Here is a 23,447-nt window from a genome sequence, read left to right on the forward strand (position 1 = left end):
GGGATGCTCTGCGATGGATCAGCCGAGCAGCAGCGCGTCGTCGTCCACTTTGGCGCCGCGCGTTTCCTCGAACTTCTGCAGCAGGTGCGGCACGTCCAGGCCTTTGCGCTCCTCGCCTTGCACGTCGAGGATCACGTTGCCCTGGTGCAGCATTACCGTGCGGTCGCCGTAGTCGAGTGCCTGGCGCATGGAGTGCGTGACCATCATCGTCGTCAGCTTGCTTTCCGAGACGATCTTGGCCGTCAGCTCCAGCACGAAGGCCGCCGTCTTGGGGTCCAGCGCGGCGGTGTGCTCATCCAGCAGCAGAATGCGCGATGGCTGCAGCGAGGCCATCAGCAGGCTCACGGCCTGGCGTTGCCCGCCCGAGAGCAAGCCGATGCGATCGGTCAGGCGATTCTCCAGGCCGAGGTCCAGCCGACGCAGTTGCTCGCGGAAGATCTCACGCCACTTGCGGTTGGTCGCGAACTTGAAGCCGCGACGCTGCCCGCGGCACATGGCCAGCGACATGTTCTCTTCGATCGTCAGGTTCTCGCAGGTGCCGGCCATCGGGTCCTGGAACACGCGGGCGACCTTGTCGGCGCGTTGCCAGGCAGTCTTGCGGGTCACGTCTTCACCGTTGATGGTGATGCGGCCCGAGTCGACCAGTTGGTCGCCGCTGATGGAGTTCAGGAACGTCGACTTGCCGGCGCCGTTCGAGCCGATCACAGCCACGAACTGGCCTGTGGGGATCTCCAGCGACAGGCCGCGCAGCGCGCGCGTTTCAATGGGCGTACCTGGGTTGAAGGTGAGGGTGAGGTTTTGTGCGCTCAGCATGTCAGTTCCCCTTGGTCGCCGCGTTGTTACCACTGCGGGCGAACTTGCCGAACACCTTGCGGCGCACACCCGGCAGCACGAGAGCGATCACCACCAGCGCGGCGGTCACCATGTTCAGGTCCTGCGCCTGCAGGCCGATGAAATCGCTGTTGAGCGCCAGGGCGATGAAGAAGCGATACAGGATCGCGCCCACCACCACGGCCAGTGTGGTCAGCACCAGGCGGCGTGCCGGCAGCACGGTCTCGCCGATGATGACGGCAGCCAGGCCGATCACGATGGTGCCGATACCCATGGACACATCTGCGCCACCTTGCGTTTGCGCGTAGAGCGCACCGGCAAGGGCCACCAGTGCGTTAGACAACGCCATGCCGGCCAGCGTGGCACGGCCGGTGGCAACGCCTTGCGCACGTGCCATGCGGGGGTTGGCACCGGTCGCACGCAGCGACAGCCCGATCTGCGTGGAGAAGAACCAGTCCACCAGCAGCTTGACCACCACCACCACCACGGCCAGCAGCACCGGGCGGAACACATAGTCGGGCATCCACTCGGGCTGCAGCAGCGAGAACACGGTCGGCTCGGAGATGAGCGGCACGTTCGGCTTGCCCATGATGCGCAGGTTGACCGAGTACAGCGCGATCATCATCAGGATGCTGGCGAGCAGGTCCATGATCTTCAGGCGTACGTTCAGCCAGCCCGTGATGAAGCCCGCAAAGGCACCGGCCAGCGTGCCGCATAGGGTCGACACGAACGGATCGTGTCCGCCGGCGATCAGCGTGGCCGCCACCGCGCCGCCCATGGGGAAGCTGCCGTCGACAGTGAGGTCAGGGAAGTTGAGGATGCGGAAGGAAATCAGCACCCCGAGCGCCACGAGGCTGAAGATCAGACCGATCTCCAGGGCGCCGAGCAATGAAAACAGTGACATGACAGAGTGGGGCGCGGTGGTTGGGCACCGGCCTGTATGCAATGAACGGGGACGCTTGTGGGTGAAGCGCGAGCGCCCGGCCATGATGCGGCGGATAGCCACGTTGGGGCTCGGGCGGCCAGACCCGCGCCAGGGCGGCTCCGTTGTGCGGAAGCCGGCCCGGCGCCTTGCGACTTACTTGATGACTTCCTTGGCGTCCTTCAGCAGGTCGGCCGAGAGGGTTACGCCTTGCTGCTTGGCGGCCTTCTCGTTCACGAACAGTTCCAGATCGGAGCTGCCGGCCGAGGCGATCGCGCCCGGCTTCTCGCCCTTCAGGATGCGCGCGACGACCTTGCCGGTCTGCTGGCCGAGCTTGTAGTAGTTGATGCCCAGCGCGGCGATGGCGCCACGCTTGACGCTGTCCGTATCGCCGGCCACCAGCGGGATCTTCGCTTCGTTGGCCACCTTCACCAGCGACTCGTACGCAGACACCACGTTGTTGTCGGTGTTCGTGTAGATCACGTCGACCTTGCCGATCAGGTTCTTGGCCGCCGGGGCGATGTCGACGGTGCGCGGCGCGGCCGATTCCACCAGCGTCAGACCGGCGGAGGGCAGCAGCTTCTTCAACTCGTTGACGACCACGACCGAGTTGGCTTCACCCGGGTTGTAGACCATGCCCACGCGCTTCGCATGCGGCACCACGCGCTTGATCAGAGCGATCTGCTTGTCCAGCGGCAGCTTGTCGGACACGCCGGTCACGTTGGTGCCGGTCGGCTCCCAGCTCTTGACCAGTTGCGCGGCAACCGGGTCGGTCACGCCGGAATAGACCACCGGGATCGTCTTGGTGGCCGCCACGACAGCCTGGGCCGACGGCGTGGCGATGGCGATGATGGCGTCCGGCTTGTCGCCGATGAACTTGCGGGCGATCTGCGCGGCAGTGGCGGTGCTGCCTTGCGCGCTCTGGTATTCCCACTTCAGGTTCTTGCCTGCGTCGAAGCCTTCGGCCTTGAGTTGCTCCTTGGCGCCGTCGCGGATGGCGTCAAGCGCTGGATGTTCGACGATGGCCAGCACTTCCACCGACTTGGTGGCCTGGGCCAGTGCCGGCGCGGCTTGCAGAAGCGCCATCGGGATGGCAGCGAGGGCGGCAATGCGGAAGGCACGCTTGAAAGTGGACATAACGATCTCCTGTTTCCTTTTGGGTGGTTTCGCTCTGGCGGCGGGCGGGATATGCCCGTGCTGGCGTGGTTGGTTTTTCAGATTTTCTTGGCGCTCGAGTGCACCGAAGCAGTGCGAAGCCGGCGCGCGTGGGCGCACATTATCGGGCAAATCGCAATGCTTTTCAGCAAACACTTCAAAAGAACTTGGGGGGTGTCGAAGGGGATTCGGGTTGCGTGCAATGCAACGCGCCCAGCAAATCAAAAAGGGGCACACGGCCCCTTTTTTGACTGCCCCAACGGGCTGCTTGCTTACTGAACCTTCGCCTTTTCGCGCAGGTCCTTCAGCATCGCCTGGAACTTGGCACGCTGCCAGTTCTGGTCGCCCATCATCATTTCGAGCAACTGCGGCTTGACCTCGTCGAACGACGGGATCTTGGCGTCGCGCGTGTCGTCCAGGCGGATCACGTGCCAGCCGAATTGCGTCTTGACCGGCGTCTGGGTGATCTCACCCTTCTTCAGGCCGGTCAGGGCAGCCGAGAATTCCGGCACGTAGGTGCCCGGGTTCGCCCAGTCCAGATCGCCGCCGTTGGCGCCCGATCCCTTGTCCTTCGATTGGGCGCGGGCGATGTCTTCAAACTTTGCGCCACCCTTGAGCTTGGCGATGATCGCCTTCGCATCGGCTTCCTTGTCCACCAGAATGTGGTGGGCGTGGTATTCCTTGCCGTTGCCGAACTGCGCCTTGATCTTGTCGTATTGCTTGTGCAGTTCGTCTTCGGTGGCGGGGCTGTTCTTGACGTAGTCCTCGAACTCCGCGGCCACGAGCACGTTCAGGCGGGCAGCGGCCAGTTGTTCCTGAATGTCATCGCGCTCCAGCAGACCGCGCTTGGCGGCGTCCTGCTCGATCAGCTCGCGGTCGATCAGCATCTCGCGGGCGCGGGTGCGCAGTTCCGGCGATTCGGGCTGTCCCGACTTCTTGATCAGCGCGTCCACCTTGGCGCTCGGGATGGCTTTGCCGTTGACGACGGCGGCGTTTTGCGCCATGGCGGGGGCAACGGTCGCAGCAAGGGCAACAGCCAGCAGGCTGGCGGTGAGGCTGGAAACTTTCATGGGATTGCGTTCGAGGGAAGGACGAGTGAGCGTGGAAGGCGCTTACGTGTTTTCTTCGGGAGTGACCGCGCGGATCGCCAGGGCATGAATGGCAGCGGGCCACAGCGTGCGCAGCGCATCATACACCATGCGATGGCGCGCCACGCGGTTCTTGCCAGCAAAGGCGGGGCTGACGATTTCGACGTTGTAATGCCCTCCGCCGGAGGCTGCGCCGGCGTGTCCGGCGTGCTTGGCACTGTCGTCTTCAACAACGAGGTGGATGGGCTGGAAGGCCTCGCGCAGCAGGCGTTCGATTTCTTTTGGATCTGCGGCCATCAGCGGTCGTCTCCGATGTGGGCGTCATTGGCAGCGTTGGTCGGGCGCTCCTGCATGTGGCGCGCCAGCCAGATGCTCTGCACGATGATGAACACCACCATCAGGCCCATCGAGCCGAACAGCTTGAAATTGACCCACACGTCGGTGTCGTAGTTGTAGGCCACGTACAGGTTCAGGCAACCCATTGCCAGGAAGAAGATTGCCCACACCAGGTTCAGGCGCCCCCACATCGGCTCGGGCAGCGAGACCTGCTGCTCCATCATGGCGCGGATAAGGTTCTTGCGAACGATCACCACGCTGCCCAGCAACACGACGCCGAACAGCCAGTACAGCACCGTCGGCTTCCACTTGATGAAGGTCTCGTTATGGAAGATGAGCGTCGCGCCGCCAAACACGCCGATGATGAGCAGCGACAGCCATTGCATGGCGTCGACCTTGCGGTGCTTGAACCAAACCCAGGCGATCTGCAGCACGGTGGCGACCATCGCGACGGTGGTCGCCACATAAATGCCGGCCACCTTGAAGGCAGCAAAGAACAGGATGACCGGGAACAGATCGAACAGGAATTTCATGCGGGGCGCGTTTGCGTCGAAAGATCAAGCCTTGAAGTTTAGCGCAGCCGAGTTGATGCAATACCGCAGGCCGGTTGGCGCGGGGCCGTCTTCGAACACGTGGCCGAGGTGCGCGCCGCAGTTCTTGCACTGCACTTCAATGCGCAGCATGCCGTGCGAGCGGTCGGTCTTCTCGGCGATCACCTCGCCGTTGATGGGCTGGAAGTAGCTCGGCCAGCCGCAACCGGCGTCAAATTTGGTCGACGATTCAAACAGCGGCGTGCCGCAGCAGACGCAGTTGTAGACGCCGCGGTCCCAGTGGTCCCAGTACTTGCCGGTGAACGGGCGCTCGGTGGCGGCTTCGCGGGTGACGCGATATTCGATGTCGGAGAGTTGGTCGCGCCATTCGGCGTTGGTTTTCGGGGCGGTCATGGTGATGAGACTCCTTGTTGGATTCGGCAGTCGCGTCATGGGCGGCTGACGTTGTTTTGTCGCGCTGCGGCAGCGATCCTGACAGCCGCAGACTAGAGCGTGGCTTCAGTCGATGGTCATGACGAGCAGCTCACTTCCAGTGACGAGGCCCACTCCGGCGCGGGTTGCGCGTAGCGCTCGAAGCCAGGGTGATCCTCGAACGGCCGGGCCAGCACGGCGCGCAGGTTTTCGACTTCGGAGAAATCCTTTTCCTTGGCGCGGCGAATGGCGATTTCGGCCAGGTGATTGCGTAGCACGTATTTCGGATTGACCCGGTGCATGGCGGCGGCGCGTTCGTCGTCGGACTGCGGTTCGGCCTGCAGGCGTTGGCGATAGCCGGCGAGCCACACATCCGCTGCGGCGCGATCGAAGAAGAAGTCGCGTACGGCGCGCGCTTCTGCCGCGGCGGGCGTGTCGTCGCGGCGCACGTCGGCGAGGTGGCGGAAGAAGAGGGTGTAATCGGCGCGCTGGTCGTGCAATAGCTTGAACAGGTCGCCCAGGAGCGTTTCGTCTGCGTCCTGCGCGGTCGATAGGCCGAGTTTGGCGCGATAGCGCGCATGGAACGCGGCGCCGTAGACGTCGCGGTAGGTGACCAGTGTGTTCTGTGCCGCGTCGATGGCAGGTTGGGCCTGCGCTTCGTCGGTCAAGTTGACGAAACTTCCTGCATCTTCGCCAAACAGTGGCAGTAGCGCCTGTGCGAGACAGAACAGGTTCCAGTAACCGATCTGCGGCTGCTGCGCGTACGCGTAGCGGCCGCTGGTGTCGGAGTGGTTGCAGATGTGGTTGGCGTTGAAGCCGTCCAGGAAGCCGAACGGGCCGTAGTCCAGCGTGAGGCCGAGGATCGACATGTTGTCGGTGTTCATCACGCCATGGCAGAAGCCGACGGCCTGCCAGTCGGCCATCAACTCGGCGGTACGGCGGGCGATTTCACGCAGCAGGGCCAAGTAGGGCTGCGGTTCTTTACGGCAGGCGGGGTAGAAGCGGTCGATGGCGTAATCGGCGAGTGCGCGCAGTTGGGGCAGTTGCTCGCTGGCGGCAAAGTGCTCGAAGTGGCCGAAGCGCACGAACGACGGCGCCAGGCGCGTGACGACGGCGGCGGTTTCGATCTCCTCGCGGCGCACGGGGGCGTCGGCGCCAGTCACGCACAGCGCACGGGTGGTCGGGATGCCCAGCCCGGCCATGGCTTCCGAACACAGGAACTCGCGGATGGACGACCGCAGCACGGCCCGGCCGTCCGCCATGCGCGAGTACGGCGTGCGGCCGGCACCCTTCAACTGGACTTCGCAGGGGCCCTCGGCAGTCTGCAACTCTGCCAGCAGCAGCGCGCGGCCATCACCCAATTGGCCGGCCCACACGCCAAACTGATGGCCCGAATAGACGGTGGCGAGCGGGTCGCTCCATGCGGCAACGGCGTTGCCGCTGAATACGGCCAGCCCGGACGGGGTGTCGAGTTCGGCCCGCGTGATACCAAGCGGTGCCGCGGCGTCGGGAGAGAATCCAACCAGATATGGCGCCCATGTCGCCGGCATGGGCATGGGGGGCAGGCGTGTCAGAAAACGCTCGCCCAGGGCTGAGAAACCCGGGGCGGCGGTGGGGCGGCCGGGCCAGTCGAAAGGGTGGGTAAGGGAATCGTCAGGCAAGGCGGCGAGGGAGTTCGTCATTGGATAGGCGGCAGCGCTGGATGGCTGCCAGCACAGGAAACAGCGCAAAAACAGTGCCGAAGCGGCAAACATTGTGCGCTTTGCGGCGCAGCAAATTGCGCCCTGCGTAGGGGAAAACGCCATGTTGAGACGCAGCAACGCTATCGCGTATTGTACTTGCGAGTAAAAAAAGCTGCAGCCCGCGAACCCTTGCACCACAACGATTCGCGGGGGTTTTCAGAGGGCCGGGTAAACGTGGGGGGCGCGATTGTGTGGGATGCCGCAGCGCACAACAACATCCCGTTGACGTGCTTGTCGATCACGGGAACAATCGGCCAAAAAATAGAACGGTTGTTCAGTTTTTCTAGGAGACACCATGGCCCTGATGGGACAAATGATGAGCGCACCGCTGCTCATCTCGACCATCATCGAACATGCAGCGCGCAATTCCGGTTCGACTGAAGTCGTGTCGCGCCGTGTCGAGGGCGATATCCATCGCACCACGTACCGGCAAGTGCGAGACCGTTCCAAGCAACTGGCAAATGCGCTGGCCGCACTGGGCGTGCAGCCCGGCGAGCGTGTCGGTACGCTGGCCTGGAACGGCTATCGCCACCTTGAAATCTATTACGGTGTGTCCGGCTCGGGTTCGGTGTGCCACACCATCAACCCGCGGCTGTTTCCGGACCAGATCGCCTACATCGTCAACCACGCAGACGATCAATACGTCTTTTTTGACCTGACGTTCGTGCCGCTCATTGAAGGCATTGCGCCGCACTGCCCGAACGTGAAGGGCTGGGTGGCGATGACCGATCGCGCACACATGCCCGCCTCCAGCGTGCCGATGCTCTGCTACGAAGAGCTGCTGGACGCGCAGAGCGCTGATTACACCTGGCCGCAGTTCGACGAGAACACCGCCGCCGGCCTGTGCTACACGTCGGGCACGACGGGCAACCCGAAGGGGGCGCTGTATTCACATCGCTCCACGGTGCTGCATTCGTACGCGTCGGCGCTGCCGGATGCGCTGGGCTGCTCGGCGCAGGACGTGATCCTGCCGGTGGTGCCGATGTTCCACGTCAATGCGTGGGGCCTGCCGTATTCCGTGCCGCTGGTGGGCGCCAAGCTGGTCTTTCCGGGGCCAAAGCTGGATGGTGCCTCGCTCTACGAGCTGTTCGAGCAGGAGAAGGTGAGCTTCTCCGCCGGTGTGCCGACGGTGTGGCTTGGCTTGCTGCAGTACGTGCAGGCGAACAACCTGAAGTTCTCGACGTTCCGCAAGACGGTGATTGGTGGTTCGGCTGCGCCGCCGGCCATGATCCGCACGCTCAAGGAACTCGACGTGGAGACCATCCACGCGTGGGGCATGACGGAGATGTCTCCGCTGGGCACGACCTGCAAGCTGATGGGCAAGCATGCCGACTTGCCGGACGAAGCCAAGCAGCACGTGCTGGAGCGCCAGGGCCGCGCCATCTACGGTGTCGAGATGAAGATCGTCGATGCCGAGGGTCACGAGCTGCCGTGGGACGGCAAGGCGTTCGGCGACCTGTACGTACGCGGCCCGTGGACGATCCAGAGCTACTACCGCAACGACATCTCGCCGCTGGTGGACGGCTGGTTCCCGACCGGTGACGTCGCCAACATCGACGCCGACGGCTACATGCAGATCACCGACCGCAGCAAGGATGTGATCAAGTCCGGCGGCGAGTGGATCTCGTCCATCGATGTGGAGAACGTGGCCGCTGCGCACCCCGCCGTACACATGGCTGCCTGCATCGCCATCCACCATCCCAAGTGGGACGAACGCCCGCTGCTGGTGGTGATGAAGAAGGCAGGCGCAGAACTGACGCGCGAAGAGATGCTCAAGTTCTTCGAGGGCAAGATCGCCAAGTGGTGGATTCCGGATGACGTGGTGTTCGTCACCGAGATTCCGCTCACGGCCACCGGCAAAATGCAGAAGCTCAAGCTGCGCGAGCAATTCAAGGACTACCAGTTCCCCGCCGCGCAGGCAGCGAAATAGAACAAGCAGATCAGAAGCCGCCGCCCGTGCATCGGACTCAACCGGGCGCGAGGACGGCGGACAGAAGACAACCGGATCAGGGCCGGCCGCCGCACGCCAATCAGGACGATGCAGCGGGATGAAGCCCGGGCGCGTTGCAACCTGGAGACGCAAGCAGCCGCATGGCCATCCATGGATGACACGCGGAGAGTGACTCGCCGGCGGCTCCACCACATGAAGGAGACACGCATGACGAAGTTCCGTCCGTTGGTTGTGGCTGTTGCATGTGTTGCGGCAATCGGCGGGGCTGCTGTGCCCGCCGCAGCGTCCGCCGCCGAAACCGTCAAGATCGCCTGGATCGACCCGCTGTCGGGCCTGATGGGCGCACTGGGCCAGAACCAGTTGCGCAGCTGGCAGTACATCGCCGATCTCGCCACGCAGAAGAACTGGGCCGGCGACGGCACCAAGTTCGAGGTGGTGGGTTTCGATAACAAGCTCTCGCCACAGGAAAGCCTGACCGCACTCAAGCAGGTGGCTGACCAGGGCATCCACTACATCGTGCAGGGCAACGGATCGAGCGTCGGCATGGCGCTGGAAGACGCCGTGGCCAAGTACAACGAGCGCAACCCGGGCAAGGAAATCGTCTACCTGAACTACGCGGCGGTCGATCCGGACATGACCAACAGCAAGTGCAACTACTGGCACTTCCGCCTGGACGCCAATTCCGACATGAAGATGGAGGCCCTGACCAGCTTCCTGGCCAAGGATCCGAAGGTCAAGAAGGTCTACCTGATCAACCAGAACTACTCGTTCGGCCATCAGGTCGCGCGCGCCGCCAAGGAATACCTGAAGCGCAAACGCCCGGACATCGAGATCGTGGGCGAAGACCTGCACCCGCTGGCCCAGGTGAAGGATTTCTCGCCGTACGTGTCGAAGATCAAGTCGTCGGGTGCCGATACCGTCATTACCGGCAACTGGGGCAGTGACCTCGCGTTGCTTATCAAGGCCGGCAAGGACGCGGGCCTGAACGCCAATTTCTACACGTATTACGCCGCCACGACGGGCGTGCCGACGGCCATGGGCGCAGCCGGCGCCGACCACGTGAAGTTCGTCGCTTACTGGAACGTCAACAACGACGGCTACAAGGGCGCCGACATCGTCGAGGGCTTCAAGAAGAAGTACAACGACGACTTCTACCTGATGGCCTCGTACACCGGCATTGCCATGCTGGCCAAGGCCATCAAGGAGACCAAGTCGGCCGAGCCGGCCAAGGTTGCCAAGGCGTTTGAAGGCATGAAGGTCGACAGCTTGAACGGCACATTCGAGATGCGCGCCTCTGACCACCAGGGCCAGCAGCCGCTCTACATCGCCACCTGGGAAAAGACCAACGGCAAGACGGTCAAGTTCGACCAGGAAAACACGGGCTACGGCTGGAAGACCGACGCGGTACTCGATCAGTACGTTGCGTCGCAGCCGACCTCCTGCCAGATGAAGCGTCCTCGCTGAACGCGGCGAGTGGTGTGCCGAAGGGCCGCCCGATGCTATCGTGCGGCGATGTTTTAAACGGAGCCCGTGGGCCAGCACGCTGAGGTGCCCGGCCCACACTCCGCCCAAAGGGTTGTAGCGTGGAATTCCTAGTCATCAATCTCTTGAATGGCATCAGCTACGGGCTGTTGCTGTTCATGTTGTCTTCGGGCCTGACGCTGATCTTCAGCATGATGGGCGTTCTCAACTTCGCGCATGCCAGCTTCTACATGCTGGGTGCGTATTTCGCCTACGTGGTCAGCGGCCATCTGGGTTTCTGGGCAGCGTTGATCGTGGCGCCGCTGCTGGTGGGCGCGCTGGGCGCGGTGGTCGAGCGCTTCGGCCTGCGCACGGTGCACCGCTATGGCCACGTGGCCGAACTGCTGTTCACCTTCGGCCTGGCCTATCTCATTGAAGAAGGCGTGAAGCTGGTATGGGGCCTGCCGGCCGTGCCGTACCGCGTGCCGGAGGTACTGGACGGCCCATTGTTCACGCTGTTCACCTCGTCGTTCCCCAAGTACCGCGCGTTCATGATGCTGGTGTCGCTGCTGATGCTGGTGGGCATCTTCCTGCTGCTCACGCGCACACGCATCGGCCTCGTCATTCAGGCCGCGCTCACGCACCCGGACATGGTGGAAGCGTTGGGCCACAACGTGCCGCGCGTGTTCATGCTGGTGTTCGGCGGCGGCTGTGCGCTGGCGGGGCTGGCGGGCGTGATCGGCGGCAATGCCTTTGTGACGGAGCCGTCAATGGCGGCGGCGGTGGGTTCCATCGTCTTCGTGGTGGCCGTGGTGGGCGGTATGGGTTCGCTGGTGGGCGCATTCATCGCGTCGCTGCTGATCGGCTGCATCCAGACCTTTGCCGTCACGCTCGATATTTCGGTGACGAGCGTGCTGGAGAAGATCGGCGTCACGCTCAATCCGGACGTGCCGCTCATCTCGGTCTGGAACCTCACGATTGCGCAAGTCGCACCGGTGCTGCCGTATCTGCTGCTGGTGCTGATGCTGATCTTCCGCCCGCGCGGGCTGATGGGTACGCGGGAGAGCTAAATGGAACGCGCTATGCAACAGCAACAACAAAGCACGCTGCCGGCCAACGATCGTGCGCGAACGATGAAGTTCCAGCCGGTCAACCTCGCCCGCTGGTTCATCTGGGGTGTCACCGCGCTGGTGATGATCGTGCTGCCGCTCATCTGGCCGCAGGGTTTTGCCATCACGCTGCTCTCGCAGATGGGCATCATGATCATCTTCGCGCTGTCGTACAACATGCTGCTGGGCCAGTCCGGCATGCTGTCGTTCGGGCACGCGGTGTATGCCGGCCTGGGCGCCTTCATGGCCGTGCATCTGCTCAACAAGATCGGCGCGGTGCAAACGCTGGGCATTGCAGGCCCGCTGGCCGTTGCGCTGCTGCCCATTGCCGGCGGCCTGGGTGGTGCGTTGTTCGGCGTGATCTTCGGCTACGTCACCACCAAGAAATCGGGCACGACGTTCGCCATGATCACGCTGGGTATCGGCGAGATGGTCTTCGCCAGCGCGCTGATGTTCCCTGACTTCTTCGGCGGTGAGGGTGGCGTTTCCACCAACCGCAGCATCGGGGATGCGCTGATTGGCGTCTCCTTCGGGCCGGCGCGCCAGGTGTACTACCTGATCGCTGCGTGGTGTCTGATCTCGATGGCAATGATGTATGCCTGGACGCAGACGCCGCTGGGTCGCATCGCCAACGCCGTGCGCGACAACCCCGAGCGCGTGGAATTCATCGGCTACAACACGCAGCGTGTGCGTTTCCTGGTCGTGATCCTGTCGGCGTTCTTTGCAGGCATTGCCGGGGCGCTGTCGTGCATCAACTTCGAGATCGTGACGGCCGAGAACGTGTCGGCCGTGCGTTCGGGCTCGGTGCTGCTGGCGGCCTTCATCGGCGGCATGGGCAGCTTCTTTGGGCCGATCATCGGCGCGGTGCTCACGGTGTTCTTTACCGTGGCGCTGTCGGGCATCACCAAGGCGTGGCTGCTGTATCTGGGCCTGTTCTTCGTGCTGATGGTCATGTATGCGCCGGGCGGCATCGCCAGCCTGCTCGTCATGCATCTGCCGATCCTGCGGCGCGGCAAGCTGAAGACGCTGCTGCCGGCCTACGGCGTGGCGATTGTGCCGGCCGTCATTCTGCTGGTGGCGCTGATTTCCACCGTGGAAATGATCTACGCCGTGCAGGACGACAGCTCGGGCGGTGTGGCCACGCTGTTCGGCCTGGCAGTCGAACCGAATACCTGGAAGCCGTGGGCCGTCGCCGCCGTGCTGTGGCTGGTGGGTGCCTTCGGACTGCGCGCCGCAGCGGGCAAGCTGCGCACCGCCTGGGACAACGCATTGCAGGAGCCGCAACCATGAGCCAACCCACCGGACCCGTCGCCGCGCTCGAGTTGCGCGACGTACGCAAGCGCTTTGGCGCCACTGAAATCATTCGAGGGGTCAACCTCACCATTGGCAAGGGTGAGCGCCACGCGCTCATCGGGCCGAACGGCGCCGGCAAGTCGACCACGTTCAACCTGATCTCGGGACGCTTTCCGGCCACGTCGGGCAGCGTGAAGCTGAATGGTGAAGAGATCAGCGGCCTGGCGCCGTTCGAAATCAATCGCAAGGGCCTGTCGCGCAGCTTCCAGATCACCAACATCTTCCATCGGCTGTCGGTGTTCGAGAACCTGCGCTGCGCGGTGCTTTGGTCGCTGGGCTACAAGTACTCGTTCTGGCACAAGCTGGCCGAGCTGCGCGATGCACGCGAGCGCGCCGAGGAGGTGCTCGAGCAGATCGGCATGACGCACCGGCGCGATGCGGCTGCGGGCCTGCTGACGTATGCAGAGCAGCGCGCGCTGGAAATCGGCATCACGATCGCGGGTGGCGCTGACGTGATCCTGCTCGACGAGCCGACCGCCGGCATGAGCCGCTCAGAATCGGACCACGCAGTGGAGCTGATCCGCAAGGTGACGGTCGGCAAGACGCTGGTGATGGTGGAGCACGACATGAGCGTGGTGTTCGGCCTGGCCGATCGCATCTCGGTGCTCGTCTACGGCGAGGTGATCGCCACCGATACGCCCGAGGCCATTCGCAACAACCGCCGCGTGAAGGAGGCCTACCTCGGCACCACGCTGGACGAACCTGCAGGAGCGCATTGATGGCAACCAACACTCCCATGCTCGAGGTGCGCGACCTGCACGCGTACTACGGCAAGAGCCACATCCTGCACGGCGTCGACATGCACGTGGGCGAAGGCGAGATCGTCGCCCTGCTTGGGCGCAACGGGGTGGGGCGCTCGACGCTGGCCAAGTCCATCATGGGCATGGTCAAGCACGAAGGCGAGATCCTGCTGCGCGGCAAGAACGTGAGCGGCCTTCGCACCTTCGAGGTGGCGCACAAGGGCATCGGCTACGTGCCCGAGAACCGCGACATCTTCCCCACGCTGACGGTGCGCCAAAACCTGTTGCTGGGTGAGAAGCGCAACCCCAGTCAGCCCAAACCGCGCTGGCAGCTTGAGGACATGTACCAGATGTTCCCGCGCTTGAAGGAGCGCGAGAACACGGCCGCCGGCGTGCTTTCTGGCGGCGAGCAGCAGATGCTGACGCTGTGCCGCACGCTGATGGGCGACCCGGATTTCATCATCATCGATGAGCCGACCGAAGGCCTCGCGCCGCTGATCGTCACGCTGGTGGGGGAATACCTGAAGACGCTCAAGGAGCGGGGGATTTCGGTGTTGCTGGTCGAGCAGAAGCTCGCCATTGCGCTGGATATTTCACAGCGTGTGTACGTGATGGGGCATGGCCAGATTGTGTTTGAGGGTACGCCTCAAGCGCTGAAGGCCGACGCCAAGGTTCGGCAGGAGTGGCTGGAGGTTTAACGCCGCACGTTGCTTGATGCTCGGAAAAGCCCGCACGAATGACCGTGCGGGCTTTTTTTCGTGCGGCGGCAACCAGTTGACAAATTTCTCCTTGAAGTTCGGGCCGCGGCTCATTACGACATCGGGTGGGCCATGCGATTGAAATGGCCTTGTCGCCCACCCATACCCGATGGAGAAACCATGCACAGAAACGTCTTCCGGCAGATGCTTTGCCGTGCAGCAGCGATTGCCCTTGTCTCATTGGCCTCTCCGATGTTGCACGCCGATGAGGACGCTCAGGCCAACGCCTTCAATGGCCGATGGGTCGCTACCTGGACGGCCAGTGCGGATCGCAATATCTATCCGACTGCGCCCAAGAGTTTTCCTGCGGCAACGACGGTTCGCCAGATCGTCCATGCCAGCGTGGGCGGCAATCAGCTCCGCCTGCGGCTGAGCAATGAATTCGGCACGGCCCCTGTGACGGTCGGCCCGGTGCATGTTGCACTGTCTGCGGGTGGTGCGAAAACCCTCCCAAACTCCGACCGCACCGTCACGTTCGGCGGAAAAACCATCGCGACGCTCTATGCGGGCGCACCGCTGATCAGCGACCCGATCGATCTTCCCATTGCGCCGTTGTCGGACGTTGCCATCAGCCTCTTTCTGCCCAACGCCACGCTCTTGGGAACGATTCACAACTATGCGGCGCAAACCGCGTATGTCTCCAGCGGAGACAACACCGCTGCGCCGGATCAGCCGTCTCCCACGCCTTACACCAGCCGGTTCTTCGTATCGGGCCTGTTGGTCAAGGCGCAGAATCAGCCGCGCACCGTCGTGGCGTTTGGCGACTCCATTACAGACGGGCAGAACTCAACCACCGATGCCAACAAGCGCTGGCCCGATGTGCTGTCGCGGCGCCTGAACGGCAACGGCCCGTGGGGCGCGTTTGCCGTGCTCAACCAGGGGATTGCCGGCAACCGGGTGCTGGCGGACCTGGCGGGTGTGAGCGCACTGGCACGCTATGACCGCGATGTGCTGAGCCTGCCCGGCGTGCAATGGGTGGTGTTGCTGGAGGGGATCAACGATATCGGCTTCCCAGGCGGCTCGCTAGCGCCCAATGCCAACTCCGTGTCTGCGGACGAGATCATCCGCGGCTACAAGCAGCTCATCGCGCGCAGCCGCGAGCACGGCATCAAGGTGATGGGCGGCACGCTGACACCGTTCAAGGGCTCGGAGGTGCCGTACCCGGCCTATTGGTCCAGCCAGAAAGAGACCACCCGCCAGGCCGTGAACAATTGGATCCGCACCAGCGGTGCCTTTGATGCGGTGGTCGACTTTGATGCCGCGCTGCGCGATCCCGCCAACCCGCAAAGCCTGCTGCCGGCGTTTGACAGCGGAGACCACCTCCACCCCAATGATGCCGGCTATGCGGCCATGGCCAATGCGATCAGCTTGCCGGTCCTTCGCGCCGTTGGCCCGTAAGCGGCGGCGGCCTTCATGTGGCCTTAATGCAGCCTTAGTGCGCGGCGGGCGTCGTGGAATTTGCAACGACACCCTCGCCGGAGGCGGCTGCCGTTGGCATGACCGCCTCGTGCTTGAGATGCTCGACACTGAACTGCATCTGCGCGTACGGCACAAAGCGCGTCTTGAACTTCCACCGGTATCCCAGCCAGACCGCAACAAACACAAACACCCCGCAATACGTTGCGAGGAACGGGCCGATATTGTCGAGCGGGGCAAGCAGCGCCTTGGTGTTCTGTCCCAGGATGATCCCCACGCACAGGACCGCCACCATGATCGGCCCGAACGGGAAGAACGGCGACCGATACGCCAGTTGCTGCACCGAATGCCCCTGGCTCACAAAGCCCTTGCGGAATCGATAGTGCGCCACAGCAATGCCGAACCACGCGATGAAGCACGTCACGGCCGACGTGTTCAGCAGCCACAGGTAGACCACCTGATCGCCAAACAACGAGCTGAAGAAGCACAGCGCACCGACAGCGGAAGTGGCCACCAGCGCCCGGTGCGGCACGCCATTGGCCGATACCTTGGCAAACCAGCGCGGTGCCTGGCCTTCGAGCGAGAGGTCATACAGGATCCGCGTCGACACATACAGGCTCGACGTGCCGGACGAGAGCAGGGCGGTCAACACCACGGCATTCATCATGCCGGCCGCAAACGCCAGGCCGGCGTGCTGGAACACCAACGTGAACGGGCTCACGCCAACGTCGGTTGCTTCATTGCGCAGCAGGTTCGGATCGGTGTACGGCAGCAGCACGCCAATGATCAGGATCGCCAGCACGTAGAACAGCAGGATGCGCCAGAACGTCTGCCGAATGGCACGCGGGATGGTGCGCGAGGGGTTCTCTGCCTCGCCAGCGGCCACGCCGATGGTCTCGACGCCCTGGAATGAAAACCCCGCAATCATCGCTACACCAACCATAGCAGGCAGCCCGCCCACGAACGGCGCTTCGCCCACCTGGAAGTTCTGCCAGCCCGACTGCGGACCGCCGTGCATGATGCCGAAGATCATCGCCAGGCCGATCAACAGGAACACGACGATGGTCACGATCTTGATCATCGAGAACCAGTATTCCGCCTCGCCAAAGCCGCGCACGGACACGGCATTCAGACCGAACATCAGCAGCAGGAATGCCGCGCTCCACACCATGCCCGATACCCCCGGGAACCAGTACTTCATCACCAGTTGCGCGGCCGCCAGTTCAACGGCAACCGTCACCGCCAATGAAAACCAGTAGTTCCAGCCCAGCGCAAAGCCGAAACCTTCTTCCACATACAAGCGGCTATACGTCACAAACGAGCCCGACACCGGCAGATGCACCGCCAGTTCGCCCAGGCTCGTCATGAGGCAATACACCATCACGCCGATCAGTGTGTAGGTCAGCAGGGCGCCACCGGGGCCGGCCGTTGCGATCGACGCGCCGGATGCCACGAACAGGCCCGTGCCGATGGCGCCGCTCAGGGCGATCATCATGATGTGTCGCGAGCGCAGGCGCCGGCGCAGTTGGGATTGGGCTTCAAGCCCGGTCGGGGTGATGGGTGTATGCATAGCAGGTGACGCCGCTGGTGGGCGCCCAAATGAAAACGCCCGCCGAATGCAAGGCAAACGGCAGGCGAGGCGGTGTTATTGCTGTGTGGGCTGAGCGACGGTGGGCAGTTCGGGGCCGGGGTCCTGGCCGGCCAGCGGATCGCGTACCACGGGCGGGCGCGGGAAGTGCATGTCGTGGTAACGGACGATGCCGCCGCCCCGCACCAGCCGGTAGCCGATCCAGATCAGAATGAAGACCGGGATGCCGATATAGGTGGCAATCACCGCAGGCCAGTCGATCGTACCGCTGGTGAACGCCTGATAGTTCTGGCCGAGCGTGATGACCAGGCAAAGCCCGAACGCAAACAGCGGCCCGTACGGGAAGAACTTCGAGCGATACGGCAACTGCGACGGATCATGCCCCTGCGCGACCAGCCCCTTGCGGAAGCGGTAGTGGCTGATGGCAATGCCGAGCCACGCCACGAAACCCGTCATGCCCGACGTGTTGAGCAGCCACAGATAGACCGTCTTGTCGCCATACAGCGAGCTGAGGAAACACAGCGCACCAACGGCAGTCGTGGCCAGCAGCGCATTGCGCGGCACGCCGTTCTTGCTGAGTTGCGCGAAGATGCGCGGCGCGCGGCCTTCGGTGGCCAGGTTGTAAAGCATGCGCGTGGACGCATACATGCCCGAGTTGCCGGCGGAGAGCACGGCGGTCAGGATCACCGCATTCATCAGCCCGGCCGCAAACGCCAGGCCGGCATGCTTGAACACCAGCGTGAACGGGCTCACGCCAATGTTGGTGACTTCCGTCGAGAGCAGATTCGGATCGGTGTACGGCACCAGCACACCGATGATGAAGATCGCCAGCACATAGAACAGCAGGATGCGCCAGAACACCTGCTTGACTGCGCGCGGAATGGTGCGCGCCGGGTCCGCCGATTCACCTGCCGCCACGCCAATCAGCTCCGTCCCCTGGAACGAGAACCCCGCGATCATCGCCACCCCGATCATCGCGGGCAGGCCGCCCACGAACGGCGCATCACCCAGCGTCAGGTTCTGCAGGCCCGACTGCGGGCCGCCCTTCATGATCCCGAAGATCATCGCAAGGCCGATGCCGATGAACAGGATGACGGTGACGACCTTGATGAGCGCGAACCAGTATTCGGCCTCGCCAAAGCCACGTACCGAGATGGCATTGAGCAGGAACATGATGAGGAGGAACACCGCGCTCCACAGCACGCCCGGCACGTCAGGAAACCAGTAATGCATGACGAGCTGCGCAGCCGCCAGTTCAACGGCAATCGTCACCGCCCAGTTGTACCAGTAGTTCCAGCCCAGCGCGAAGCCGAAGCCTTCGTCCACATACAGCGCGCCATACGTGGCGAACGAGCCGGAAACGGGCATGTAGGCGGCCAGTTCGCCCAGGCTGGTCATCAGGAAATAGACCATCGCCCCGATCAGGATGTAAGCGGCGAGTGCGCCACCTGGGCCTGCCTGCGAGACCGATGCGCCCGAGGCGACAAAGAGCCCGGTACCGATCGATCCGCCAATGGCGATCATGGTGAGATGGCGCGCGCGCAAAGTGCGGCGCAAGCCCGGCGTCTCTACAGACGGGGAAGCATGTTCTGACATGGATGCAGAGTGGTCGATTCGGCTCGGATCGCGAACGGATTCGACGAAATGTGAAGAGACGTCCCCACGCCTGATGGGCGCCCCGGATCGTCCCCAGCGACGAAATGCGCGACTCTATCAAAACCGTCACGCAGGAGGCAAAAAATCCAGGCTATGGCGCACGCGATCGGACTTGCCGTAACGCGCTTCGGGCCGGCAAAAAGTGGCGCCGTGCACCGCAAAAATAAAAATTGAACGACCGTGCTATTTTGTGTATTCTTTGTCGAAGTCGCGGCCTTACCGCGCGTTAAAAAAACATTCGAGAGACAGTTCAACCGCGGGGCACGGTGCGCCTGATCTGCCGGCCCTCGCATCACCAAAGGAACCAGCATGACTGCGGAGTACAAGGTCCAGGACGGCGTTGCCGTCATCACGCTCAGCAACCCGCCCGTCAACGGCCTTGGCCATTCCACGCGGCTGGGCATCGTCGAGGGCATGGTCAAGGCGGGCGATGATCCGAACGTCAAGGCGATCGTGATCACCGGTGCCGGTAAGGCCTTCTCGGGCGGCGCCGACATCCGCGAGTTCAACACGCCCAAGGCGACGCAAGAGCCGTCGCTGCACTCCGTCATCAAGGCCGTCGAGTCGAGCACCAAGCCGGTCGTCGCGGCCATCCATTCCGTGGCGATGGGCGGTGGGCTGGAACTGGCGATGGGTTGTAACTACCGCGTGGTCGCGCCGGGTGCGCAGATTGCGCTGCCGGAAGTCAAGCTGGGCATCCTGCCGGGCGCCGGCGGCACGCAACGCCTGCCGCGCGCGATTGGCCTGGAGCCCGCGCTGAACATGATTGTCTCGGGCACGCCCATCCTGTCGGAAAAGCTGGCCAAGAGCGGCCTGTTCGACCAGGTCATCGAAGGCGACCTGATGGCCGGCGCCATCGACTTCGCGCTCAAGGCCGCTGCCGAAGGCAAGCTGCCCAAGCTGCGCGATCGCAAGGTCCAGCACGACAACCCGCAAGGTTTCCTGCAGTTCGCCCGCAATACCGTGGCGGCTGTCGCCAAGAACTTCCCGGCACCGGGCAAGTGCGTCGACGCCGTGCAAGCCGCCGTTGAAAAGCGCTTTGACGACGGCATCAAGTTCGAGCGCGAGCTGTTCATCGAGTTGGTGAACACGCCCGAATCGCGCGCGCTGCGCCACGCCTTCTTCGGCGAGCGTGCTGCCAGCAAGATCCCCGACGTGCCGGAAGACACGCCGGTGCGCAAGGTGGAGAAGGTTGCCGTGATCGGCGCAGGCACCATGGGCGGCGGCATCTCGATGAACTTCCTGAATGCGGGCATTCCGGTCACGATGCTGGAAACCAAGCAGGAAGCGCTGGACCGCGGCGTCGCCACCATCCGCAAGAACTACGAGAACAGCGCCAAGAAGGGCAAGCTCACGCAAGAGAAGGTCGAGCAGCGCATGGCGCTCCTGACCCCGACGCTGTCCTACGACGACATCAAGGACGCTGACCTCGTCATCGAGGCCGTGTTTGAAGAAATGGGCGTCAAGGAAGTCGTGTTCAAGAAGCTGGACGAGGTCGTCAAGCAGGGCGCGATCCTGGCGTCGAACACTTCCACGCTGGACGTGGACAAGATCGCCAGCTTCACCAAGCGCCCGCAAGACGTGGTCGGCATGCACTTCTTCAGCCCGGCCAACGTGATGAAGCTGCTGGAAGTCGTGCGCGGCAAAGAGACCGCCAAGGACGTGCTGGCGACCGTCATGAAGCTGGCCAAGGCCATCAAGAAGACGGCCGTTGTTTCCGGCGTGTGCGACGGCTTTATCGGCAACCGCATGATCGAGCAATACAGCCGCCAGGCCGGCTACCTGCTGGACGAAGGCGCGCTGCCGGAGCAGGTCGACAAGGCCATCGAAAAGTTCGGCTTTGCGATGGGCCCGTTCCGCATGGGCGATCTGGCCGGCAACGATATCGGCTGGGCCATCCGCAAGCGCCGCGCCGTGGACAAGCCGGACATCGTCTACTCCAAGACGGCCGATCTGCTGTGCGAAATGGGCCGCTTCGGCCAGAAGACCGGCGGTGGCTGGTACGACTACAAGGCGGGCGACCGCAAGCCGTATCCGAACCAGCAGGTCAACGACATGATCGTGCAGCACTCGAAGGATCTGGGCATCACGCGCCGCAAGATCTCGGATGAGGAGATCGTCGAGCGCCTGGTGTTCGCGCTGGTGAACGAAGGCGCGAAGATCCTGGAAGAGGGCATCGCCTCCAAGGCGTCGGACATCGACATGGTGTACCTGACCGGCTACGGCTTCCCGCTGTTCCGCGGCGGCCCGATGCTCTACGCAGACACCGTCGGCCTGTACAACGTCGCGCAAGCCATGCACCGCTACAGCAAGGGCTACCACGGTGAAGCGTGGAAGGTCGCGCCGCTGCTGCAGAAGCTGGCCGACGAAGGCAAGGGCTTCAACGGCTAATGCGCGGCTGATCGACCAAGCGACTAAGCAACCGTCATGCAGCTCACGCCCACCGATTGCCTGCTGATCATCGACGTGCAGAACGACTTTCTGCCCGGCGGTGCGCTGGCGGTGCCGGATGGTGACCAGGTCATCCCGGTCGTCAACCGGCTTGCCAAGGCATTCGGGCGCGTGGTGCTGACGCAGGATTGGCACGCGAGCGAACACGTGTCGTTCGCGGCCAATCACCCCGGCACGCAGCCGTTCGGCACGATCGAACTGCCGTATGGGCAGCAGGTGCTGTGGCCGGTGCACTGTGTACAGCACAGCTCCGGCGCCGCGCTGGCCGATGGGCTGGACGTGCCGCATGCGCAGTTGATCGTCCGCAAGGGCTATCACCCGCACATCGACAGCTACTCCGCATTCTTTGAAGCGGACCGCAAGACGCCGACTGGCCTGCTCGGCTATCTGCGCGAACTTGGGATCAAGCGAGTGTTCTGCGTCGGCCTGGCTACGGACTTTTGCGTGGCGTGGTCGGCGCTGGATGCGCGTGCTGCGGGGCTGGAGGTTGCCGTCATCGAGGATGCCTGCCGTGGGATCGACCTGAATGGGTCGCTCGTGCAGGCGTGGCAGCGGATGACGGATGCGGGCATCGCGCGGTTGCAGTCGCAAGAAGTTCTGAACGGATAACAGAGATACCGGGCGCGTGCCAATGCAGCGCGCCCGCCACCAGATACGAGGAGCAACACCATGACCGAAGCAGTCATCGTTTCCACCGCACGTACCGGCCTGGCCAAAAGCTGGAAGGGCGCCTTCAACATGACGCACGGCGCCACGCTGGGCGGCCACGCCGTTGAGCACGCCATTGCGCGCGCCAAGATCGAGCCGGGCGAAGTGGAAGACATCCTGATGGGCTGCGCGAACCCGGAGGGCGCCACCGGTGCCAACATCGCCCGCCAGATCGCTCTGCGCGCCGGCTGCCCCGTGACCGTGCCGGGCGCGACCGTCAACCGCTTCTGCTCGTCGGGCCTGCAGACCATCGCCATGGCTGCGCAGCGCGTGATTGCCGATGAAGGCGACATCTTCGTGGCTGGCGGCGTGGAATCCATCTCGTGCGTGCAGCAGGAGATGAACCGCCACATGATGACCGAAGGCTGGCTCAACAAGCACAAGCCGGAAATCTACTGGAGCATGCTCCAGACCGCCGAGAACGTCGCCAAGCGCTACAACATCCCCAAGGAGCGCATGGACGAGTACGGTGTGCAGAGCCAGCAGCGCGCCGCCGCTGCGGCAGCCGCCGGCAAGTTCAACGACGAAATCGTGCCGATGACGACGGTGATGGGCGTGGCCGATGCCAAGACCGGCCAGCTCATGACGCGCGAAGTCACGATCTCGGCAGACGAAGGCATCCGCGCCGATACGACGCTCGAAGGCGTGTCGAAGATCCGCACCGCCATGCCGGGCGGCGTGATCACCGCTGGCAATGCCAGCCAGTTCTCCGACGGTGCATCGGCGGCCGTGGTGATGAACGGCAAGGTGGCCGCAGCCAAGGGCCTGCAGCCCCTGGGCGTGTTCCGTGGTTTTGCCGTGGCCGGTTGCGAGCCGGACGAAATGGGCATCGGCCCGGTGTTTGCCGTGCCCAAGCTGCTCAAGAAGGCCGGCCTGAAGGTCGAAGACATCGGTCTGTGGGAACTGAACGAAGCGTTTGCCGTGCAGGTGCTGTACTGCGCTGACAAGCTGGGTATCCCGATGGATCGCCTGAACGTCAACGGCGGCGCCATCGCCGTGGGCCACCCGTACGGCGTATCGGGCGCGCGCCTCGTCGGCCATGCGCTGATCGAAGGTAAGCGCCGCGGCGTCAAGTACGTGGTCGTGACCATGTGCATCGGCGGCGGCCAAGGCGCAGCAGGCCTGTTCGAGGTGCTCTAAACAGACAGGCTCCCGCATCAAAACGGGAGCCTGATTTGTTTCTGCCAAAGCTGGCTTGATCGCCAGCGCATGCACCCAGA

General features: G+C 63.5%; 20 protein-coding genes. 10 read left to right on the top strand and 10 right to left on the bottom strand.

What is annotated here, in order from left to right; translation table 11 throughout:
• Positions 1–18: 18 nt before the first annotated feature.
• The 8 genes from NG900_RS11025 to NG900_RS11060 form a co-directional block, all read right to left on the bottom strand.
• Positions 19–813, bottom strand: a complete 795-nt coding sequence (locus NG900_RS11025; RefSeq protein ID WP_252680080.1) for an ABC transporter ATP-binding protein — start codon at positions 811–813, stop codon at positions 19–21.
• Between the two features lies 1 nt (position 814).
• On the bottom strand, positions 815–1,735 hold the full coding sequence (locus tag NG900_RS11030; protein WP_252680083.1) for an ABC transporter permease: 921 nt from the start codon (positions 1,733–1,735) through the stop codon (positions 815–817).
• Positions 1,736–1,909: 174 nt separating this feature from the next.
• Positions 1,910–2,890 (bottom strand): ABC transporter substrate-binding protein, encoded by a 981-nt coding sequence (locus NG900_RS11035; RefSeq protein ID WP_252680085.1) that lies wholly within the window; start codon positions 2,888–2,890, stop codon positions 1,910–1,912.
• A 290-nt stretch (positions 2,891–3,180) separates the two neighbouring features.
• Complete coding sequence (locus tag NG900_RS11040; protein ID WP_252680087.1) at positions 3,181–3,978, bottom strand: peptidylprolyl isomerase; 798 nt, start codon at positions 3,976–3,978, stop codon at positions 3,181–3,183.
• Between the two features lie 42 nt (positions 3,979–4,020).
• Positions 4,021–4,293, bottom strand: coding sequence for a BolA family protein (locus NG900_RS11045; RefSeq protein WP_252680089.1), 273 nt, complete (start codon positions 4,291–4,293; stop codon positions 4,021–4,023).
• Entirely contained in the window at positions 4,293–4,865 is a 573-nt protein-coding gene (locus NG900_RS11050; protein WP_252680091.1) for a septation protein A, read from the bottom strand. Before NG900_RS11050 ends, NG900_RS11045 begins: the two co-directional genes overlap by 1 nt.
• A 24-nt stretch (positions 4,866–4,889) precedes the next feature.
• The gene (msrB, locus tag NG900_RS11055; protein WP_252680093.1) at positions 4,890–5,276 is read right to left on the bottom strand and encodes a peptide-methionine (R)-S-oxide reductase MsrB; all 387 of its coding nucleotides are present in this window, start codon (positions 5,274–5,276) and stop codon (positions 4,890–4,892) included.
• Positions 5,277–5,392: 116 nt separating this feature from the next.
• Positions 5,393–6,976: a protein adenylyltransferase SelO gene (locus tag NG900_RS11060; RefSeq protein WP_252680095.1), complete on the bottom strand. Its 1,584-nt coding sequence runs from the start codon at positions 6,974–6,976 to the stop codon at positions 5,393–5,395.
• A gap of 355 nt (positions 6,977–7,331) precedes the next feature.
• Here NG900_RS11060 and NG900_RS11065 point away from each other — a divergent pair, with 355 nt between their 5' ends.
• The 7 genes from NG900_RS11065 to NG900_RS11095 all read left to right on the top strand — a co-directional run bounded on the left by NG900_RS11065 (position 7,332) and on the right by NG900_RS11095 (position 15,806).
• Positions 7,332–8,966 (top strand): 3-(methylthio)propionyl-CoA ligase, encoded by a 1,635-nt coding sequence (locus tag NG900_RS11065; protein WP_252680097.1) that lies wholly within the window; start codon positions 7,332–7,334, stop codon positions 8,964–8,966.
• Between the two features lie 228 nt (positions 8,967–9,194).
• Positions 9,195–10,451 (top strand): branched-chain amino acid ABC transporter substrate-binding protein, encoded by a 1,257-nt coding sequence (locus NG900_RS11070; protein WP_252680099.1) that lies wholly within the window; start codon positions 9,195–9,197, stop codon positions 10,449–10,451.
• A 119-nt stretch (positions 10,452–10,570) separates the two neighbouring features.
• Complete coding sequence (locus tag NG900_RS11075; RefSeq protein WP_252680101.1) at positions 10,571–11,518, top strand: branched-chain amino acid ABC transporter permease; 948 nt, start codon at positions 10,571–10,573, stop codon at positions 11,516–11,518.
• Positions 11,519–12,847 (top strand): branched-chain amino acid ABC transporter permease, encoded by a 1,329-nt coding sequence (locus tag NG900_RS11080; protein WP_252680103.1) that lies wholly within the window; start codon positions 11,519–11,521, stop codon positions 12,845–12,847.
• Positions 12,844–13,629: an ABC transporter ATP-binding protein gene (locus tag NG900_RS11085; protein WP_252680105.1), complete on the top strand. Its 786-nt coding sequence runs from the start codon at positions 12,844–12,846 to the stop codon at positions 13,627–13,629. The genes NG900_RS11080 and NG900_RS11085 overlap by 4 nt, the downstream gene beginning before the upstream one ends.
• On the top strand, positions 13,629–14,348 hold the full coding sequence (locus tag NG900_RS11090; RefSeq protein WP_252680107.1) for an ABC transporter ATP-binding protein: 720 nt from the start codon (positions 13,629–13,631) through the stop codon (positions 14,346–14,348). The genes NG900_RS11085 and NG900_RS11090 overlap by 1 nt, the downstream gene beginning before the upstream one ends.
• Before the next feature lie 252 nt (positions 14,349–14,600).
• A complete protein-coding gene (locus tag NG900_RS11095) occupies positions 14,601–15,806 on the top strand; it encodes an SGNH/GDSL hydrolase family protein (RefSeq protein WP_252680109.1) in 1,206 nt (401 codons plus the stop codon).
• A gap of 34 nt (positions 15,807–15,840) precedes the next feature.
• Here the strand turns inward: NG900_RS11095 and NG900_RS11100 are convergent, their stop codons facing one another.
• Positions 15,841–17,394: an amino acid permease gene (locus tag NG900_RS11100; protein ID WP_252680111.1), complete on the bottom strand. Its 1,554-nt coding sequence runs from the start codon at positions 17,392–17,394 to the stop codon at positions 15,841–15,843.
• A 75-nt stretch (positions 17,395–17,469) separates the two neighbouring features.
• Positions 17,470–19,008 carry an amino acid permease gene (locus NG900_RS11105; RefSeq protein ID WP_252680113.1) on the bottom strand — a complete coding sequence of 513 codons (1,539 nt, stop codon included), beginning with the start codon at positions 19,006–19,008 and terminating at the stop codon, positions 17,470–17,472.
• Positions 19,009–19,377: 369 nt separating this feature from the next.
• On the opposite strand from NG900_RS11105, the gene NG900_RS11110 reads away from it, so the two are divergent.
• From NG900_RS11110 to NG900_RS11120, 3 genes are read left to right on the top strand one after another with little or no spacing between them, the layout of a single operon-like run.
• Complete coding sequence (locus NG900_RS11110; RefSeq protein ID WP_252680115.1) at positions 19,378–21,459, top strand: 3-hydroxyacyl-CoA dehydrogenase NAD-binding domain-containing protein; 2,082 nt, start codon at positions 19,378–19,380, stop codon at positions 21,457–21,459.
• A gap of 36 nt (positions 21,460–21,495) precedes the next feature.
• Positions 21,496–22,128, top strand: coding sequence for a bifunctional nicotinamidase/pyrazinamidase (gene pncA / locus NG900_RS11115; RefSeq protein WP_252680118.1), 633 nt, complete (start codon positions 21,496–21,498; stop codon positions 22,126–22,128).
• A gap of 60 nt (positions 22,129–22,188) precedes the next feature.
• The gene (locus NG900_RS11120; protein WP_252680120.1) at positions 22,189–23,367 is read left to right on the top strand and encodes an acetyl-CoA C-acyltransferase; all 1,179 of its coding nucleotides are present in this window, start codon (positions 22,189–22,191) and stop codon (positions 23,365–23,367) included.
• The last annotated feature ends 80 nt before the right edge of the window (positions 23,368–23,447 follow it).

Source organism: Ralstonia soli (assembly GCF_023955655.1).
Classification (GTDB): domain Bacteria; phylum Pseudomonadota; class Gammaproteobacteria; order Burkholderiales; family Burkholderiaceae; genus Ralstonia; species Ralstonia soli.